Raw genomic sequence first — 18,151 nt, forward strand, 5'->3', positions numbered from 1 at the left:
GGCATTTTATCTGATCGGCTGGGTAGCGCTCGCCGGCGGGGTGGCAGCCCTGAATACCCCCCGACGGCAACCTCAGCCTGACTCTCAGGCTGACAGCCCGTCATGTTCTTTGCGGTAGTTCTGCCAGGCGGCCTGAAGCAATGGCGCAAGCGCCTGAGCCCAGGCCGTCTGACCCTCTGCCTCAGTGATCAGATCCTGGCGGATCTCAATCGCGACCGACGGATAGCCATTTTTCTCTGCATGTTGGGGGATTGCGTAGTCCGTTTCATCGGAAACGGAATAGGGCTGGTTATCGCCGACGACCCAGTGATGCTGAGCGTTCAGTTGCGCCAGCAGTGCCTGAGGATAGGCAGGCAAGCGGTGATACAGCAGGCCGATATGCCAGGGACGCGGTATGTCCAGATATACCGGCGTGAAACTGTGCACAGAGATAATACAGGTTGCCTGCCCGCGCAGACGACGTTGCGCCAGGATCCGGCGGATCTCTTCATGGTAAGGGGTGAAGATCTCCTGCTGACGTGCCCGTTTCTGTGCTGCGGATAGCCCCTGGTTACCCGGGATGTCGGTGGCTTCAGAAACCAGCGGGATTGAACTCACGGCGGCGGGTGGCCGGTTACAGTCAATCACCAGCCGCGACCAGGTCTGGGAAATCAAGGTGGCGTCCAGCAACTCACTTAACTGCTCTGCGACCGGCAGAGCACCGATATCCCAGCCGATATGGCGGTCAATTTCCGCCGGGGGTAATCCCAGCGTGCCGAGCCGCCGCGGAATGCGTTTTCCTGCATGATCGCAGATCAGCAGAAAAGGAGAGGCACCTTCAGGGTTGACCACCGTAAACGGGGCGGGTTCATCCGGAGACAACAATGTATCTGACATCTGGCAGCTCCTGCTGATAGCACTGATTTGAAGAACAGCGGGCACGCTCAGCCCGATGAGCATGGATATGCGGCCGGACGGGATCCCTCCGGCCCGGGCCCGGGAAACCCGGCTCCGCCTGTGGCAGCGGAACCGCAGAGTCAGCCGTTATTCACTTCGATCACAGAATGGCGGAGGTGAAAAGGCGGTAATTTCCGGCAACGGTTGTTCCCAGCGTTCAATTTCGACTTTACAGCTCTGGGCACTGCATCCCTGACCGAGGCGTGAACTGCCACGGTCTTCGGTCAGTACATTCGGGTTACCGTGTTTATCGAGTGAGCCAGGCGTTGACGGGTCCTGCGGGTCGTACCAGGCCCCGGTGGAAATCTGTACCACGCCCGCCAGGATCTGGTCGCTGATATGGACACCGGCCAGCATAGCACCGCGCTGGTTAAAGACCCGGACCACCGAGCCTTCGGTGATGCCGCGTTCGGCGGCATCCTGCGGATGCATCCAGACAGGCTCACGCCCCTGAACTTTGGTACTGCGGCTGAAGCTGCCGTGATCATACTGGCTGTGCAGACGGGAGCGGGGCTGGCTGGACAGCATATGCAGTGGCCAGGTCTGTGCCTGTTCCTGCTGGAATTGTTCTTCCTGCGGGTCCCAGAAAGGATATCCCGGGCATTCACGGTAACCGAATGCAGCGATAGTGTCGGAGTAAAGTTCGATCTTTCCGGACGGCGTCGACAGCGGATGTTTTTCAGGATCGGCACGGAAATCAGCTAAGAAAATCTGCGGCCTGGAAGGGCGTTCAAACTCCAGCTTTCCCTGTTCCCAGAAATCATCAAATGCAGGCAGGGTGATCCCGTCTTCTTCTGCCCGGGGCCTGGACTCTTCATAGATGTGGCGCAGCCACTGATCCGGATCACGGTTTTCAGTAAACTGTTCCGCAAACCCCAGTTGCTCCGCCAGGCCGCTGAAAATCTCATAATCATCACGCGCCTCACTGACCGGCGGAATATGCTGGCGCATGGCCACCATAAAGCCATCATGACTGCCGCTGCCGATATCATTACGTTCCAGCACGGTGGTGGCCGGTAACACGATATCGGAAAACTTAGCCTGCGCCGTCCAGTACTGCTCGTGCACGACAACGGTTTCCGGACGTCGCCAGGCCTCGACCAGACGGTTCAGATCCTGATGGTGATGGAAGGCGTTACCGCCCGCCCAGTAAACCAGACGAATATCCGGGTAGCGACAGTCCTGACCATCAAACTGATATTCCCCGCCCGGGTTCAGCAACAGGTCAGAAATACGAGCGACCGGAATTTCGGTTTTGACCTTATTTTCGCCGGCCGGCAAACGGGGACCGGAAAAACCGACACGATCCGCTCCGGCCAGGTTGGTGCAGGCATAACCGAACGCCAGGCCGCCTCCCGGTGTGCCTATTTGTCCCAGCAGGGCCGTCAATGCCACCGTTGCCCAGTAGGCCTGTTCACCCTGGCGGGAACGCTGTATAGACCAGGAGATATTCACCATACTGCGGTGGCTGGCCAGTGTCCGCGCAAGCCCGGTAATTTGTTCTGTGCTCAGCCCGGTAATGGGGGCCGCCCAGGCGGCATTTTTTACCACCCCGTCTGTTTCTCCGCTCAGATAGCGGCGCAGCGGACCAAAACCGACGGTATGGCTGTCGATAAATGCCTGGTCATGCAGATTTTCACTGACTAAGGTCTGGCACAGCGCCAGCAGCAAGGCCGTGTCAGTTCCCGGTCTGACCGGCAGCCATTCGGCGTTACTGACGGCGCTAAGATCATTTTTTACCGGGCTGACATTAATAAATTTCACCCCGTTCCCCTGCATCGTTTCCAGCCAGTGCTTCAGCATATGATCACTGGCACCGCCGACGTTTACCTGAGAATTCCTGACCGGCAGCCCGCCGATGGCGACAAAGACTTCACAATGCTCTGCCAGCACGGAGAAATGGGTATGTTTTTTATGCAGCGGGCTGAGCGGGCCGATAATATGAGGCAGAATACGCTCACCGGCAGCACTGCTGTAAGTATTGGTGCTGGCGGTATATCCGCCAAAACCTTTCAGAAAACGGTGCAACTGACTCTGTACGTGGTGGAAACGCCCCGCGCTTCCCCAGCCATAGGAGCCGCCAAAGATGGCTTCGTTGCCATGACGGGCTTTTACTGACTGCAGATCACGGGCGACCAGAGATAAGGCTTCTTCCCAGCTGACTTCAACGAAGGGTTCTTTGCCGCGGCCTTCCCGGGAGTCCGGGCCGTGTTTCAGGTAGCCCAGGCGGACCGCCGGGCGACGGATCCGTGTGTTACCGGTAATGGCATCCGGCATCGACTGACCAATCCGCGAGGGGTTTTTATCCCAGGGCACGGGCTTCATCGCCGTGACCTTATCTCCGGAGGTTTCGACTTCGTAAGTCCCCCAATGGGTGGAGGTGAGTAACTGCTCAGTTTTCATTATTATCTTCTTAACCCGGTGGATTGGCGATGTTGTCAGCGTGGCAGGAGACTTATTCGGTGGTATAAAGCCGGCGTTTCAGTTCGCATTCGAACAAAAATTCCAGCCCTTCTAAATGACGCCGGGCTTCACTGACATCCTTCCCCCAACAGGTCAGGCCATGACCCCGCAGCAGGAAGCCATAGTGAAGCGGGTGCTGCTGTGCATAGGCTTCTATGCGTGCAGACAAGGCAGCAATATCCTGATCATTTTCAAAGATTGCGATGGGTACGGTATCCAGATGGCTCTGCTGGCCGGTCAGGGACTTCTGCATCTCATAGCCGGACAGGGCCAGCTGTGCATTTTTTTCAATACGTGAAAGTACCGTCGCATTTACGGTGTGCACATGCAGTACCGCATTGGCCTCCGGAAACAGGCGGTAAATCAGTGTGTGCAATCCGGTTTCTGCAGAAGGGGTACGGCCGGAAGGTGCCTGTAAGGTGGCGATATTTACCTTCAGAAAATCGTCGGTAGTCAGGGTACCTTTATCGCGCCCGGACTCACTCAGCCAGCACCATTGTTCATCCTCGCGGACTGACATATTACCGCCGGTGGCCGGTGCCCAGCCTTTACTGCCAATCCAGTGGCAGGCGGTTACTAATTGTGTCAGTCGTTGTTGCCACATACAGGTTCCTTTATATTACAGAGAAGTTATTTTTAGCCATCTAAACGTCTGGCTGGATGTTAACACTGTGTCGACAGGGGAGCAATAATTCTCTGGAGTGCCCTGCAGGAAAGGGTTTGTTGCCGATAACTTCGGATTATTTGAGTCGCCGTCGGCCATACCCGGCACGCTTTTGTGCGGGATTGCTGTGCGGGAATATTGTGCCGCCTCTTTCAGACTGACCCGGTGTATTGCGTGAACGGCCTCCAGAGGAGGCCGCTGTTGTGTTCTCTTGGGTTAACTCTTTCTCCAGTGGCTTCCCGGCCCCTGTTGCAGTGACAGCGGATGCTGATCTGAGGTGATTTTCACATTGTGCAGCGTGCCGTTTGCATAGCGGCTTTGCATTCCCGAGACAGAAGAAATAGTAATATTTTTCAGGCTAATGTTGCTTAACGGGGCTTCCGGCAGTCCGCTGATCATTCCTGCCATTCCGGCTCCGCTGGCTTGCAGATGGTTAACGGAGATATCGTGAATAAACGGCGTGTAACGACTGACGGGCTCAGGGGAAATCGCGCTGAGACTCTGGTGACTGTAGCCGCCGTTACCTCCATAGCTGTCGGTGATCACCAGCGGTACTCTGACGCCGGTCATAACGATATTATCGGCACTCAGTGGCCCGATCTCGCTTCCCCGATCACGGCCGGATTTCACACGGATCCCGTTCTCTGTCCCCCGGAAGCGGATATTTCGCACAGTAATACGCCCGATACCGTTGGCCGTTTCACTGCCGACCGAGATGCCGTGGCCGTTGTCGATTTCACAATCCTCGATAGTAATATCCCGGCTTGCAGGGGCTTTTCCGGTCGTTGCCAGTCCGGACTTGATCGAAATATCATCATCTCCGGTGGAAAGCCTCAGGTCACGCAGCAGGACATTCTGTGAGGAAACCACATCGACCCCGTCAGTATTCGGGGAGTCAGGGGGATTGGTGACAGAGCTGTGGCTCATGACGATATTTTGGCTGTCGCGGAAGACCACATTCCACATCGGTGAGTTGATCACTTGCACATCCCGGAGTTTCCCGCCACGGACGTGATCAAATTCAATCAGCCAGGGGCGGGGCATACCGTTAGCGGCTGGAACCCCTTTCCAGTGGCTGGCAAACCATCGGGTATCACCCCGTTTCAGATGGTTACGGGCATCCGTCGCGACCGGCCACCAGGCATGCTGGCCCTGGCCATCCACCGTACCGGGCCCGGTGATCGCCACGTCCCGGACGTGTGTGGCGATAATCAATGCTTCACGGGGCTGCAACGGTTTACTGATAAACGCGGCGTTAAAATCAGCCGGATTACCGGTTGAGGTTAACCGGCTGCCGGCAGCCAGATGCAAAGTGACATGACTTTTCAGCATCAGCGGTCCGCTTACCCACACCCCTGCCGGTAAGGTCACGGTTCCGCCCCCTCGCGTGCTGCAGTGATCAATAGCCTGCTGAAGCTGGCCGGTGATCGGTGCCTGTCCTGCGGTGAGCGATAGCGCACATTCATGAGCGTTTGCCAGCGCACTGGCTGAGCTACACAGTGCCGGAAAGGCCAGAACAGAAAAAAATAAGCCCCGAAAACGCGGGGTCTTTTTTGCGCAAGTCATACGGCATTCCTGAGTTCATCGAAGAAAAAAGAAACAATAACAATCTATTAGGGTGAAGGTGTCAGCAACAGAAAGATTAACGTATCTGAATGTATAAAGATTTTTCAGACAGAGACATCCTGCATAAGGGTGTGGCCCCCGGGCGAGGGCCACAGAGATTATTCGCCAAGGACCTGCTGAACACAGGATTTAAAGATGCGTACCCCGATGGCCAGCGCATCCCGGTCAAAATGCATTTCCGGATGATGCAAACCCGGCACCAGGTTGGCGCCGAGGCCCCAGAATCCGCCTTTTACCTGCGGGCACAGGCGTAAATAATGGAAAAAGTCTTCGCTGCCCGGTGTGGTTTTGTTCGGTAACAGGGCATCTTCTCCCAGTTGCTGGCAGATAGCGCGGCTGATCACCGCCGTGGCTTCTTTATCGATGATCGCTGCCGGCATTTCTTTAAGGATTTTAATATCGACGGTGGCACCCAGGGCGGCGGCACTGCCTTGCAGAGCTGCAGTCACTTTTTGTTTCAGTTCCTCCATCGGGGCATTTTCCGCCGAACGAAGGTCCCAGCAGACACGGGCTTCAGAAGGAATAGAGTTAGTGACCCCGGCATCGGAAATAAAGCGGGTGGCCTTGGCGCTGAAGGTGAGTGACGGAGAAAGGTGGAGAGTATTCACCGCCTGCACCGCCTGAACGGCCGCATCCAGCGCATTGACGCCTAAATGCGGGCGGGCAGCATGGGCCGCTTTTCCGGTAAATACCGCTTCAATGGTCGCGGATGCGGAGTAATTCATCGCAGCCACGGCCTGACCCATCGGGCACTCTTCTACCGGACGCAGATGGAAGCCCAGCAGCATATCCACGTTATCCAGAGCCCCTCCCTCCACCATGGCGATGGCCCCGGTCCCCAGTTCTTCCGCTGGCTGGAACAGGATCCTCAGTTTGCCTTTTTTTACCAGGCCTTCACGAAGGGTTTCCTCTGCGGCGGTCAGCACGACAGAGGAATGACCGTCATGGCCGCAGGTATGGCGTGCCACATGCTGACCGTCAATAATGTGGCCGAGGGCATCCATATCTGCCCGCAGGGCTAATACCGGCCCCGGCTGTCCACTGTCCAGTTCGGCGACGATCCCTGTGGTGCCGTTGATCTGGCGGGTGACAGTAAAGCCAGCGGCTTCCAGCGCAGAAGCGATATACGCAGACGTTTTAAATTCTTCAAATCCCAGTTCGGGGATTTCGTGCAACACATTAAAATGGTCTAAGGTACGTGACATAGTTAACTCCGGTGATCTGCTGACCGGCAGTATCCGGACTGCCGGTGCGAATAATAATGAGTGTCAGGCGATAAAACGCATCACCAGCATAGAGATAACGGCATTAACGATGCTGGTCAGCATCAGTAACGGCCAGTATTTTTTAGGCACATCCGCCACCCCCAGTAAACGGCCCATATACTGCAACTGGGCACCCATCAGAAAGATAGCGGGAATAAGAATGGTGACCTGAGCGGGGTCCAGCGTTCCTTTCGTCAGCAGACTGACAGCCACACCGGTACCCGCCGACGAAGAAAGCCACGCGGTGAGTAAGACGGTAATCGCTTCGCCCGGCAGGCCAAAAATACCCATCAGCGGGGCACAGAGGTGGCCAATCATCTGCATAATACCGAGCAGGTTCAGGATTTCGGCAATCACATAGGCCATGACGACATTTGGCATCAGATTGTTAATGGCAATATTGAACCCTTTACGGGCACCGATGACAAAGATATCAAACGGATTGGCACTGGTTTTAAGCTGATTACTCATTGATGAAATCCTTTCTGTAGACCGTATTTAATGCGACTCTTACCAAACCCGCTCCGACAAATTTCAGTACAAACATTAATAATAACGGGACAATTAACGGGGTGGTCAGAGAAGCAAATAATGCCGAACCGATAGCGAAGTAGTTATTAATCAGTCCGGCGCCGGAATATTGCCAGGATCCCATAATCACGACATGTTTACGGGTGATTTTTTTGCTGTCATAAAGTTCTTTACTGAGAGCCGCGCCGGCATCGGTACTTTGTAAATCCGTGATTAATGCAAGCCCGGTATAACCGGGTAACCCCAGCAGCGGTTTCAGTAACGGGGTTAACAACCGGTGGGCTGCACGGATAGCGCCATAATGGGTAAAAATCTCCAGTAATCCCAGCGCCAGCATCACCGTCGGGACTAATGACAGTGCAAACAGAAAGCCTGCTTTCGCCCCGACCCCTCCGCTGCCAACGAAGGTCCCTCCGGCCCCGTCCTTCATGGTCCCGAAGGCTCCGCCGAGCGTAGTAAAGTCAAAGGCCCCCAGCCAGGCCATGTCTTTGACTTTAAAAAACAGTCCTGAAAAGACCAGTAAAACGGCTATCAGAGCTATCCATGCTCCTGGCGTCACTTTAAGGGCGTTTTCGTCCTTATCCTGACTTTGGTTGCTGATGTTGTTATCGCTCATAATTATTCTCTGTATTTATTGTAGTGATAAGTTTCCCTGGTGTCGGAGAACCTGAGTTAATATTTTGTCTGTCCACAAAATAGATGTTTAACAACTTTCATACCGGGTTTAAAACACAGGCATAAAAATCCGCTAACCTGCTGTTTATAAACTCTGTAAAATTTATAAATAACATAAAAAAGGAAAATAGCTTTATTGTTATTAATATATTTCACTGTTTATCGTGGTGCAGTTCGCACTCTTCTGGTGCTTCCCTGAAGTGCAATCAGAAAATTATTTTTTTATATCTGATGCCTCGGTTTTATCCGATTATCGTTAAGGTTTATAAAAATATAAATGTCCTGTGAACGGTGTTATTGTTGCTTCCCGGTCAACAGTTAACAGAGACTGACGTGCAGAAATTTCATGAAAAACCGATGAGTTATTTGTATGAAGTGGGTGTCCAGGGAGGGATCCGCCGCGCAGCAGATATCCTGGGGATTAATCCTTCGGTGATCAGCCGCCAGATCTCGCAACTTGAGCGGGAATTACAATTACCCCTGCTTGAACGGCGTGGCCGGATTGTTGTTCTGACCGAAGCGGGACGTTTACTGGCCGGAGATTACTTCGAAAGTCGCCAGCGGCGATATAAGCTGGAAGCGCACCTGCGGGATTTACGGCACATGAAAGGGGGAAGTGTTTCGGTCCGCATCGGTGGCGGATTAGTCAGCACTTTTATCCGTGAGATTATGACGACCTTTTCCGGTGCCTATCCGCAGGTTTTTGTCGATATCACCGTGGCCAGTATGCATGAAATGCTGAATGCCGTGGTTCATGGGGACACCGATATGGCATTGGCCTTCGGGCCTGTCGGCAGCCCGGAGGTCAAACGATACAGTTTTCACTGGGGACCGGTTTGTGCCGTCATGACGCCGGATCATCCGTTAAGCGGCGAGCCACGGGTGACTATCGAAACGCTGGCCGGGCAACGACTGATTGCTCTGACGGATCAGTTCGGATTACAGCGATATATGAATACCATGTTCCGTCACAGTGGCCTGATTTTTACGCCATCTTATCGGTGCAATCTCTTTTCTACCGCACTGGAACTCAGTGCGGCGGGTCTCGGTATCGCCTGCATGTCCGCCAGGGCGGCTGAGCCGATGATTTCCTCAGGGCAACTGGTCGCAATACCAATAGACAATCCGGTCGCACATGAAACGCAATGCCATTTGCTGCGTAATTCAGATCGCCGTTTTACCCCGGCGGCACATCATCTGTGGCAGTTATTGCGTAACTATTTCAGTGAAATGACTGACGACGACCAGGCAATATCAGGTCGCTGACGGACGCGGAACGGCTGTTTGCTGCTGTTTTGCGCCTTCGGTCAGGCACTGTGTCAGCATTCTGTGCAGTGATAACCGCTGGTTCATATCCCCCGGCCGGAACCGGTATTTCTGCCGTCAACTTGCCTGCACATCCCCCTCACCACCGCTCAGGGAATGCCCGCGAGACGCAGAAGTGCGGTGACTGCTGCCGCCGACAGGATCACTCCAATTAACGGGGTACGGCGTAGCGTCAACAGCAGTGCGACCGCGACGCCGCCTGTCCGGGCAAAACCTGCGAAATGGTTATCATGATAAAAGGTGGCAATCACCGCCACCGAAAGCAGTAAGGTGGTGGCGGCGTCGGATAAGCGCTGTTGCCATGATTCCGGAAGTACCCACCGGTGTCCAAGACGGCTACTGATATAGCGCATCAGAAAGGTGCCCGCCCCCAGTAAGAGAATGCACCCCCAAAGTGCCGGACTATTGCTCATTTTTTTTGCTCCCCATCACCAGCCCGGCGAGCGAGACCAGTACCGGTAAGCCTGCAGGCAGCCAGGGAACTGTGGCCAGGGCCAGCAGAGCACCGGAACCGGCGCGCTTCCGGGTGACTTTTTTCTTCAGTGATGGGATCACCAGCGCCAGCATAATGGCCGGAAAGACGCTGTCTAAACCGATCACTGACGGGTCCGGCAGAAGTTTACCCATCAGGGATCCCCCCAGTACACCTGCGGGCCAGCAGAGGGCGATACCGGTACCACACAGCCAGTAGGCGGCTCGTTGCTGATGTTTATCCGGACGCGATAACCCGAATACAACACTTTCATCATTCATCATATGGCTGCCGGCAATACCTCGCCATCCGCGCCCGGTCAGGTCACTGACGGCAATACCAAACGGGATATGGCGGGCATTTACCAGCAAGCCGGCAGCCGCTGCCGCCAGAGGACTCCCCCCGGCGGCAACGATACCGATAAAGATAAATTCAGACGCGCCTGCCATCACGATCACGGACAGCGCTAAAGGTACCCATAGCGGGAATCCGAGACTGCCGGCCAGTGATCCATAAGAGACTGCCACAACACCATCGGCCAGACAGACCAGGAAAATAGCTTTAACAACATCACGGGGTAAGGCGGAATAGAGTGGAGCCAGCATAGGGATACCGTTAAAATGAACGTTGATATACTTATAATGAACACCCTGACAGTGTTTTTCAACAAGAACGTTTCGTTCTTTATAGCGAACGGTGAGGCCCTATGAAACCCCCTATCAGTATTATTTCGCGCAATCTGTGTCAGGAGCGGCAGAGAGCCGGTCTGTCACTGGCTGAAGTGGCCCGCAGAGCCGGGATTGCGAAGTCCACACTGTCTCAGCTGGAATCCGGCAGCGGTAATCCCAGCCTGGAAACACTCTGGGCCTTATGTATGGCACTGGATATGCCATTTGCCCGGTTACTGGAAGACGGCAGTACGGCCATCCGGTTATTGCGAAAGGGGGAAGGGATGGCTGTCGATTCCGGACAGGCAAGTTACCAGGCGATCCTGCTGGCCAACTGTCCGCCCGGGGCAAGACGCGATATCTATACCCTGCAGGTCCAGCCAGGCAAGGACAGGTTGTCACAGCCACATCTGCCGGGTTCTGTTGAACATATTATTCTGGTGCGCGGGCGGGCATTAGTCGGATTGGCGGATAATCCGGTGGAGCTGAATGAAGGCGACTACCTGTGTTACCCGGGGGATCTGCCGCATATTTTCCGTGCGTTAGAAAAAGATACCGAAGCTTTACTGGTGGCAGAACATCGGGCGGATGTCCGGGCAGGGAAGCCCGATACGGGCTTCCCCTGGCAGGGATTACTGACTGACCGGTGAATAACTCAGATTGACCGGGTCATTCGGTAACTGCGTGAAATGGGTCACGATATAGTGGTAATCGGCAGTCGGATCCAGCGAAGCAAACTGCTGCGGATAGAACCAGTGCGCCAGGATTTCCACCCCTATAATATTCCACGGATGGTTGTAGAAATGATGATACACCCCGCCGACATGCCCTTCAGAGACCGCCGGGATCGTCGCGACAGCAGTACGTTTTAACAGGTTGTCAAAGCTGGCTTTGATCTGTGTGATTTGGGTATTGTAACCGAACGGCAATACCGGGTTCCCTGCCGCGCCACGTTTTGAACCGGTCATCAGGTACCAGTCAGGGCGCATCGCAATAATTTTTTCAGGGTTAATAAAGCCGGATGCCCCTTTCAGTAATTCGGAGCCGATATTAATCCCGCCCGCAGCAGCCACTAATCCGCCCCAGCCATTGGTGCCGTGAGTGAAGCAGCAGTTATCTGAATTACCGGCGATAGGTTCGATGAAGACCAGCGGCTTTTTCGGTGCTTTGCTGACGACAGATTCAATCCGGTTCAGGCGTTCGGTATAAAAATCAGTGAAGGCTTTGGCGTTACTCTCTTTATTAAGCACTTTCCCCAGTAACGTAATGCTGGGTACCGTATCCTGAATAGGGTGGAGTTCATAATCCAGGAACAGTACGGGAATATGCAATTCACGGAAACGTTTTAAAACACCGGTTTGTTCCAGTGCCGGTTTGGCCCGCAACTGTGCAATGAGCAGGTCCGGGTGACTGGAAATCACCGTTTCAGTATTCACTTCCCCCTGGTCTGAGAATCCCATATCCGGGATAGCCGCGGCCTGAGGCCATTTTCCTTTCAGAACTGCCCATTCCTGACCGTCCTGTTTTTTGATCAGATTATTCCAGCTAATGACCCGCGCGAACGGGTCCGCTCTGTCGAGCAGGGCCAGCGCCATAATATCGCGGCCATCCTGCAGAATAATTCGTTTCGGTTCATGGCTGATAACGACAGTCTGGTGATCCATATCCTGTACGGTCAGCGGGTAATCTGTTGCCATCGCGGCCAGAGGGGAGAAACACACCGCGGCAGTGACACAATGACGGGCATAGCGTATGAGAGGATGACGACGTTTAATGGCGTTATTCATTAGCTTTCCTGAATTGTTTCTCCCTCGTGGCCATGGGGTAAGCCGAAAAAGAACAGGGCCGGAGAGGTGGTTGAATGAGAATCTATATCATAATAATTATTAACTATAATTTGAGCTGCAGATATCTGCTGTATGTTACCGGGAGTAACTATCTGCCGTGAGATGTTTCCGCAACCCGTTGTTCCGGCCCTGACCGGCGGAAAATACAGGCTTTATATTGCGGCTATTCACGTTGTGTAAACTGTTTAGCGTTGTATTCATTCGGTTTCGCGGTATCATTCGGAATGATTATTATTATATTTTGTCGCGGACGGATCAGGGCAGGATCACTGCCACTCTTCACCGGTTTATCGCTGTCACCCTGATACGGCGAATGAATAAGCCGCACAAAACAATATCGTTAGTTCCGGAACGTGGAAATATCATTAATGAGTACTGTGACAGAATCCGTTACCCATGAACGTGGTGGTATCGGTGCCGAGTATCGAAAACTTATTCGTAAACGTGTCGTCCTGTTGTTGGTATTGGTGATTGCTATCTGCTGTAGCGTTATCCTCGATTTTACGATAGGACCGGCACACCTTGACCTGATGACGCTGTTACGTGCGCTGGTGCATCCGGCCGGTGTTGATGCTGCGACCCGGGTGATCGTCTGGGATATCCGTCTGCCTTTCACGCTGATGGCCGTGGTGGTCGGTTTTGCCCTGGGAATGGCGGGGAGTGAGATGCAGACAATCCTCAATAACCCGCTGGCCAGTCCTTTCACTCTGGGCGTTTCCTCCGCTGCCTCGTTCGGTGCTGCGTTAGCGCTGGTCCTCGGGGTCGGTATCCCCTGGATCCCCGGAACCTGGCTGGTCACCGGGAACGCCTTTATTTTTGCCATTCTGACGGCGTTTATTCTGAATCTGGTCAGCCGCCGCACCGTAAATACACGCACCACCGTTGTGCTGTTCGGTATTGCCCTGGTCTTTACCTTTAATGCCCTGGTCGCCATGATGCAATTTATCGCCAGTGAAGATACCCTGCAATCGCTGGTCTTCTGGACGATGGGTAGCCTGGGGAGGGCCTCCTGGCCGAAACTGGGGATCCTGGCCGCCGCCATAGTGATACTGCTGCCCTGGGCACTGAAGAGTGCCTGGCAACTGACCGCACTGCGTCTGGGGGAAGACAGGGCGGCCAGTTTTGGTATTGATGTTGCCCGTCTGCGGATGTCGTCATTAATCCGCATCAGCCTGGCGTCTGCCCTGGCCGTGGCCTTTGTCGGGCCTATCGGATTTATCGGCCTGGTGGCACCCCATATCGCCCGGCAACTGGTGGGTGAGGATCACCGCTTTTATCTGCCCGCCAGTGGTCTGATTGGTGCGCTGGTGTTATCCCTGGCCTCTGTGGTATCAAAAAATATTGTCCCCGGAGTCATTATCCCGATTGGTATTATCACCTCGCTGGTGGGTGTGCCGTTCTTCATTGTTATCATTCTGCGTCACCGGGGGAACTTATGAGTGATTCCCTGAGTATTAAGGGGCTCAGTACCGGTTATCGTCGTCATCCGGTGATCAGTGAAATGTCCCTGGAGGCTATTCCACGGGGTAAGGTAACGGTATTACTGGGACCGAACGGGTGCGGTAAGTCTACCCTGCTGCGCGCCCTGGCCGGGTTAAACCGGGCGGAGGGGGAAATCTGGCTGGATAATAAAGATATCAACCACTTATCTCTGGCAGAGCGTGGCGATAAAGTTGTCTATCTGCCTCAGAGCCTGCCTTCCGGGGTCCATCTGCAGGTATTAGAATCCGTGCTGGTGTCGGCCAGAGCCACGGGACAGCAGGGGGCGGATGTCTCACCGGAACGTATACTGCAGTTACTGGATGAAGTCGGGATTGCGTCGCTGGCGCTCAGATATATGGATGAGTTGTCCGGGGGCCAGAAACAAATGGTCGGTCTGGCCCAGTCGCTGGTGCGTAATCCGTCCCTGCTGTTACTCGACGAACCGCTCAGTGCACTGGATCTCAATTATCAGTACCATGTGATGAGCCTGGTCAGTAAAGAGACCCGTGCGCGCAATATGGTCACGGTGGTTGTTCTGCATGATATTAATATCGCCCTGCGACACAGTGATCATGTGGTGATGATGAAATCCGGACGGATTGTGGCCAGCGGCGCGCCTGCGGATGTCATTACCCCGGAAAGCCTGGCCGAAGTGTATGGTGTCCGTGGACGGATCGAATTGTGTTCTCAGGGGGTACCGCAGGTTCATATTGATGGGCTGGTCAGCGGCAACCTGTAACCGTTATTGCGGATAGCCTCTGGCTATCCGCCCTTAGGATCCACTCCCGATCCCTTTGCAGGCTGACCTTGTGTTATCTCCCCTCTGAACTTCTGTGTGCAGTCACCGCTTCTTTACCTGCAATGTTCACCGTTTCCTCAGAATTTACCTGATAAGCCTGAGCGGTTCTCTGCCTCCCGGACACGTCAGAAGTCGCGGAGAGCACAGCATTTACTTCTTTCCGGGGATAACACGTCTGAATTCGCGGGGCCGACGGCAGAGCACGGTGTGCCCGGCCGTCGGCAGGGGTAGCGTCAGGCAGACGCGGTCTGTAAACGGTGTAACACCGCAATATCAGCCGGAGTCGTACGGCAGCACCCGCCGATCACCCGGGCACCGGCCGCCAGCCATGCCGGCAGATAATCACTCAGTGTTGCACAGCCATGAGGCTGATGATGCCAGGTCTTACTGACCGGATCATAATGTTCGCCGGAATTCGGATACACCACCAGCGGGAGTGGCGTCAGTGAATGCAGATGGCGTAACGCTTCAGTCGTATCCTCCAGCGCAATGCAGTTGATTCCGATGGCGACGATACGGGGATAGCCTTCGATAAAGGCGACCACTTCACTCAGTGGCGTGCCGTCACTCAGATGCTGTGCATCTTTCAGGGTAAACGAGAACCAGGCGGTAGTACGGGGATATTCGTTCAGCAGCTCTGCCAGTGCCCGGATTTCATCAAAAGAGGGCAGTGTTTCACAGGCCAGCAGATCCGCCCCGGCTTCGATCAATGCGGCAATTCGCGGCCGGTGAAAGTCCTGATATTGCCGGAGGCTGCGCTGGTAATCCCCCCGGTATTCAGAACCGTCAGCCAGATAAGCCCCGTAAGGCCCGACAGAGCCGGCAATCAGTAACGGCCCGGCCTGGGGGTGCTCCGATAAATACCGGTGGCGGGCGTTGGCCGCCAGGGTCACGCTCAGGCGTATCAGAGCCTGAGCCTCACCGGCAGAGATATTCCGTGCGGCAAACCCCGGGAGGCTGGCCTGATAGCTCGCGGTGATCGCACAACGGGCCCCCGCCTGAAAATAATCGTAATGCACCTGTTCAATCAGTTGCGGGTTTTCCTGCAGGATTTTGGCCGACCACAGGCTGTCTGCCAGCTGACAGCCACGGTTTTCCAGTTCCGTAGCCATCGCGCCGTCGAGCAGTAAAAAAGGCTGCTCACGGAGCACGGAGAATAAAGGATTATTGGGTCGCATGTTACTGCTCCTGAGGCTGAGCGGCGTTGGCCCGGCTCAGCTTGCGGGTAATAAAATAAGCCAGATAGCAGAGGGCGACAAAAGGAATTCCGCACCATAACGCTATACGCTGATCCGGGTCAAAGGCCAGACCGGCACAGGCGACCAGGCATAAAATAAAGCCCAGTACCGGTACCACAGGATACCACGGTGCGCGATAGAGCAAATCACTCAGTGGTTTACCCTGCTGCACATGACGGCGGCGGAAGACATAATGCGAGGCACAGATACTCAGCCAGACGGCGACGACGGCGAAACCGGAGATAGCCGACAACGCCACAAAAACCGTGTCCGGCGCGATGACGCTGGAAGCCAGCGCCAGCAGTCCGCCGAGCATACTGACCGACAGTGCCGTTAAAGGAACGCCCCGTTTTGTGACCCGGGCAAAGCATTGTGGCAGGGTATTCTGATTTGCCAGTGACCATAACATTCTGCCGGAAGCATACAGACCGGAATTTGCTGCCGAAAGAATAGCGGTCAGGATCACCAGATTAAAGATCCCTGCGGCATAGGGAATACCGACCTTTTCAAACACCAGTACAAAGGGACTTTTCTCGACACCGGCCTGCTGCATAGGGATCAGGGCTGCAAGCACAAATACGGTCCCCACAAAGAAAATAATCAGTCGTACCACCGTCGTGCGGATAGCTATCGGGATCACTTTATGCGGGGATTCAGTTTCACCGGCCGCAATACCAATCAGTTCGGTCCCGGAAAAAGCGAAGTTAACCGCGACCATCGTCATCAGGATAGGCAGGCCGCCATGAGGGAACCAGCCCTGAGCGGTGATGTTATGCAGGCCGGGGGCAGGCGTTCCGTCGTGCATCGGTAGCAGCCCGGTCATGGCGGCAACGCCCAGGATCAGGAACAGTACGATAGTGAAGACTTTGAGCAGAGAGAACCAGAATTCACTTTCGGCAAAAAAGCGGGTAGATACCACATTCAGGCCGAAAATCAGTACGCAAAAAACCAGGCACCAGACCCAGACCGGGACCTGCGGAAACCAGTACTGCATACAGAAACCGGCCGCCGTAAAGCTGGAGCCGAGGGCGACGGTCCAGGTCAGCCAGTAGAGCCAGGCTACCGTATAGCCGGTGGCTGGGCCAAGATAACGACTGGCATAGACATGGAATGCGCCTGTTTCCGGCATTGCGACTGACAGTTCACCTAAACATTGCATCACCAGCCAGACCACCAGCGCACCGATAAGATAGGCGAGGAGTGTCCCTGCCGCCCCTGTGGTGGAGATAATATAGCCGGTGTTAAAAAATAATCCGGTCCCGATCACCCCGCCCAGTGACAGCATCACCAGATGACGGGCTTTCATGGTGCGCTTCAGCGGCGCGGTAGTTGAAGATGTCTGCATGTAGCCTTCTGAATGGTTAGATGTCTAACGTGAGATGAGCGAAGTTATACCGGCATCCACTTTGAAATGCAAAAAATCACAGGGTACGCTCAGGGGGAGCGGGCCGGAAAAGAGGTGCAATAATGGCTGACTGGCGGCTGAATATTCCCATCGCCGCAATTTTTATGCTTCAGCACTATTAATCCGGCTTTTTTATCAACTAACAGGCGACCCGCGCGGTGAGACTTGTATAATGCCTGGCCAGAAGTAGTTAAACAGGCAGTTGCCGGGAGACCGGTCCGATGATTTCAGGAAATTAATACCATGATGCACAATGACGTTTTGCGTAGTGTTCGCTATATGCTCGACCTTCGTGATGAAAAAATGCTGGAAATTCTTATTTCAGGGGGGGCGGAAGTCAGCCTCAAGGAAATGAGTGGCTATCTGGTTAAAGAAGGCGAGCCGGGCTACCTGGCATGTAACGATAAGGTCATGGCACATTTTCTGAACGGCCTGATATTCTACCGCCGTGGTCGTGACCCGCGCTATCCTGCTCCTGAAGTAGAGAAGCGCGTGACCAATAATGTCATGCTGAAAAAATTGCGCGTGGCGTTTGAGCTGAAAACCGAGGATTTACATGACATTCTGAAATCTGTGGATTTTGCGATGTCAGAAAATGAGCTGAGTGCTTTTTTCCGTAAAGAAGGGCATAAAAACTACCGCGAGTGCGGGGATCAGGTACTGCGTTATATCCTGAAAGGTCTGGCTGAGCGGGTGCGTAAAGCGAAGAAATAATGAAGGCTCCCCTGCCGGTACAAGGCGGGGGAGTATTACG

The 18,151-nt window shown here is 54.4% G+C and carries 16 protein-coding genes and 1 pseudogene; 5 read left to right on the top strand and 12 right to left on the bottom strand.

The window, feature by feature from the left end; genetic code table 11:
* Window positions 1-84: 84 nt before the first annotated feature.
* The 7 genes from GTPT_RS03630 to GTPT_RS03660 form a co-directional block, all read right to left on the bottom strand.
* Window positions 85-876, bottom strand: a complete 792-nt coding sequence (locus tag GTPT_RS03630; RefSeq protein ID WP_029990697.1) for an N-formylglutamate amidohydrolase — start codon at window positions 874-876, stop codon at window positions 85-87.
* 147 nt (window positions 877-1,023) lie between these two features.
* Window positions 1,024-3,339 carry a molybdopterin-dependent oxidoreductase gene (locus GTPT_RS03635; protein WP_029990694.1) on the bottom strand — a complete coding sequence of 772 codons (2,316 nt, stop codon included), beginning with the start codon at window positions 3,337-3,339 and terminating at the stop codon, window positions 1,024-1,026.
* A 52-nt stretch (window positions 3,340-3,391) separates the two neighbouring features.
* The gene (locus tag GTPT_RS03640) at window positions 3,392-4,003 is read right to left on the bottom strand and encodes a methylthioribulose 1-phosphate dehydratase (protein WP_025904109.1); all 612 of its coding nucleotides are present in this window, start codon (window positions 4,001-4,003) and stop codon (window positions 3,392-3,394) included.
* 276 nt (window positions 4,004-4,279) lie between these two features.
* Window positions 4,280-5,629 carry a glycoside hydrolase family 28 protein gene (locus GTPT_RS03645; protein ID WP_051170808.1) on the bottom strand — a complete coding sequence of 450 codons (1,350 nt, stop codon included), beginning with the start codon at window positions 5,627-5,629 and terminating at the stop codon, window positions 4,280-4,282.
* Window positions 5,630-5,787: 158 nt separating this feature from the next.
* The gene (locus tag GTPT_RS03650; RefSeq protein ID WP_025904111.1) at window positions 5,788-6,894 is read right to left on the bottom strand and encodes an amidohydrolase; all 1,107 of its coding nucleotides are present in this window, start codon (window positions 6,892-6,894) and stop codon (window positions 5,788-5,790) included.
* A gap of 63 nt (window positions 6,895-6,957) precedes the next feature.
* The gene (locus tag GTPT_RS03655) at window positions 6,958-7,425 is read right to left on the bottom strand and encodes a YjiG family protein (RefSeq protein ID WP_025904112.1); all 468 of its coding nucleotides are present in this window, start codon (window positions 7,423-7,425) and stop codon (window positions 6,958-6,960) included.
* Window positions 7,418-8,101, bottom strand: coding sequence for a nucleoside recognition domain-containing protein (locus tag GTPT_RS03660; RefSeq protein ID WP_029990691.1), 684 nt, complete (start codon window positions 8,099-8,101; stop codon window positions 7,418-7,420). Before GTPT_RS03660 ends, GTPT_RS03655 begins: the two co-directional genes overlap by 8 nt.
* 416 nt (window positions 8,102-8,517) lie before the next feature.
* On the opposite strand from GTPT_RS03660, the gene GTPT_RS03665 reads away from it, so the two are divergent.
* Window positions 8,518-9,426 (top strand): LysR family transcriptional regulator, encoded by a 909-nt coding sequence (locus GTPT_RS03665; RefSeq protein ID WP_029990689.1) that lies wholly within the window; start codon window positions 8,518-8,520, stop codon window positions 9,424-9,426.
* Between the two features lie 149 nt (window positions 9,427-9,575).
* On the opposite strand, the gene GTPT_RS03670 is transcribed toward GTPT_RS03665, so the two are convergent.
* Both GTPT_RS03670 and GTPT_RS03675 read right to left on the bottom strand, forming a co-directional pair.
* Window positions 9,576-9,899 carry an AzlD domain-containing protein gene (locus tag GTPT_RS03670; RefSeq protein WP_025904117.1) on the bottom strand — a complete coding sequence of 108 codons (324 nt, stop codon included), beginning with the start codon at window positions 9,897-9,899 and terminating at the stop codon, window positions 9,576-9,578.
* Window positions 9,889-10,560: an AzlC family ABC transporter permease gene (locus GTPT_RS03675; RefSeq protein WP_423838519.1), complete on the bottom strand. Its 672-nt coding sequence runs from the start codon at window positions 10,558-10,560 to the stop codon at window positions 9,889-9,891. Before GTPT_RS03675 ends, GTPT_RS03670 begins: the two co-directional genes overlap by 11 nt.
* A gap of 104 nt (window positions 10,561-10,664) precedes the next feature.
* On the opposite strand from GTPT_RS03675, the pseudogene GTPT_RS03680 reads away from it, so the two are divergent.
* A pseudogene (locus GTPT_RS03680) lies at window positions 10,665-11,204 on the top strand (helix-turn-helix domain-containing protein); the annotation flags it as partial.
* A gap of 54 nt (window positions 11,205-11,258) precedes the next feature.
* Here the strand turns inward: GTPT_RS03680 and GTPT_RS03685 are convergent.
* The gene (locus tag GTPT_RS03685; protein ID WP_051170816.1) at window positions 11,259-12,323 is read right to left on the bottom strand and encodes an ABC transporter substrate-binding protein; all 1,065 of its coding nucleotides are present in this window, start codon (window positions 12,321-12,323) and stop codon (window positions 11,259-11,261) included.
* A 518-nt stretch (window positions 12,324-12,841) separates the two neighbouring features.
* On the opposite strand from GTPT_RS03685, the gene GTPT_RS03690 reads away from it, so the two are divergent.
* Window positions 12,842-13,912, top strand: coding sequence for a FecCD family ABC transporter permease (locus GTPT_RS03690; protein WP_025904121.1), 1,071 nt, complete (start codon window positions 12,842-12,844; stop codon window positions 13,910-13,912).
* Window positions 13,909-14,694 carry an ABC transporter ATP-binding protein gene (locus GTPT_RS03695; protein ID WP_029990682.1) on the top strand — a complete coding sequence of 262 codons (786 nt, stop codon included), beginning with the start codon at window positions 13,909-13,911 and terminating at the stop codon, window positions 14,692-14,694. The genes GTPT_RS03690 and GTPT_RS03695 overlap by 4 nt, the downstream gene beginning before the upstream one ends.
* A 293-nt stretch (window positions 14,695-14,987) precedes the next feature.
* Here the strand turns inward: GTPT_RS03695 and mmuM are convergent, their stop codons facing one another.
* Complete coding sequence (gene mmuM, locus GTPT_RS03700) at window positions 14,988-15,932, bottom strand: homocysteine S-methyltransferase (protein ID WP_025904123.1); 945 nt, start codon at window positions 15,930-15,932, stop codon at window positions 14,988-14,990.
* A 1-nt stretch (window position 15,933) separates the two neighbouring features.
* Complete coding sequence (gene mmuP, locus GTPT_RS03705) at window positions 15,934-17,337, bottom strand: S-methylmethionine permease (RefSeq protein ID WP_029990680.1); 1,404 nt, start codon at window positions 17,335-17,337, stop codon at window positions 15,934-15,936.
* A gap of 303 nt (window positions 17,338-17,640) precedes the next feature.
* Between mmuP and GTPT_RS03710 the strand changes: the two genes are divergently transcribed.
* Window positions 17,641-18,111, top strand: coding sequence for a YehS family protein (locus GTPT_RS03710; protein ID WP_025904124.1), 471 nt, complete (start codon window positions 17,641-17,643; stop codon window positions 18,109-18,111).
* Window positions 18,112-18,151 lie beyond the last annotated feature (40 nt).

Source organism: Tatumella ptyseos ATCC 33301 (genome assembly GCF_000735525.1).
Classification (GTDB): domain Bacteria; phylum Pseudomonadota; class Gammaproteobacteria; order Enterobacterales; family Enterobacteriaceae; genus Tatumella; species Tatumella ptyseos.

Excerpts from the sequence above, each read along its gene's own strand:
- GTPT_RS03630 (WP_029990697.1), bottom strand. The coding sequence starts at position 876 with ATGTCAGATACATTGTTGTCTCCGGATGAACCCGCCCCGTTTACGGTG.
- GTPT_RS03710 (WP_025904124.1), top strand. The coding sequence starts at position 17,641 with ATGATGCACAATGACGTTTTGCGTAGTGTTCGCTATATGCTCGACCTT.
- GTPT_RS03665 (WP_029990689.1), top strand. The coding sequence starts at position 8,518 with ATGAGTTATTTGTATGAAGTGGGTGTCCAGGGAGGGATCCGCCGCGCA.
- mmuM (WP_025904123.1), bottom strand. The coding sequence starts at position 15,932 with ATGCGACCCAATAATCCTTTATTCTCCGTGCTCCGTGAGCAGCCTTTT.
- GTPT_RS03650 (WP_025904111.1), bottom strand. The coding sequence starts at position 6,894 with ATGTCACGTACCTTAGACCATTTTAATGTGTTGCACGAAATCCCCGAA.
- GTPT_RS03695 (WP_029990682.1), top strand. The coding sequence starts at position 13,909 with ATGAGTGATTCCCTGAGTATTAAGGGGCTCAGTACCGGTTATCGTCGT.
- mmuP (WP_029990680.1), bottom strand. The coding sequence starts at position 17,337 with ATGCAGACATCTTCAACTACCGCGCCGCTGAAGCGCACCATGAAAGCC.
- GTPT_RS03645 (WP_051170808.1), bottom strand. The coding sequence starts at position 5,629 with ATGACTTGCGCAAAAAAGACCCCGCGTTTTCGGGGCTTATTTTTTTCT.
- GTPT_RS03635 (WP_029990694.1), bottom strand. The coding sequence starts at position 3,339 with ATGAAAACTGAGCAGTTACTCACCTCCACCCATTGGGGGACTTACGAA.
- GTPT_RS03670 (WP_025904117.1), bottom strand. The coding sequence starts at position 9,899 with ATGAGCAATAGTCCGGCACTTTGGGGGTGCATTCTCTTACTGGGGGCG.
- GTPT_RS03685 (WP_051170816.1), bottom strand. The coding sequence starts at position 12,323 with ATGGCAACAGATTACCCGCTGACCGTACAGGATATGGATCACCAGACT.
- GTPT_RS03640 (WP_025904109.1), bottom strand. The coding sequence starts at position 4,003 with ATGTGGCAACAACGACTGACACAATTAGTAACCGCCTGCCACTGGATT.
- GTPT_RS03660 (WP_029990691.1), bottom strand. The coding sequence starts at position 8,101 with ATGAGCGATAACAACATCAGCAACCAAAGTCAGGATAAGGACGAAAAC.
- GTPT_RS03690 (WP_025904121.1), top strand. The coding sequence starts at position 12,842 with ATGAGTACTGTGACAGAATCCGTTACCCATGAACGTGGTGGTATCGGT.
- GTPT_RS03655 (WP_025904112.1), bottom strand. The coding sequence starts at position 7,425 with ATGAGTAATCAGCTTAAAACCAGTGCCAATCCGTTTGATATCTTTGTC.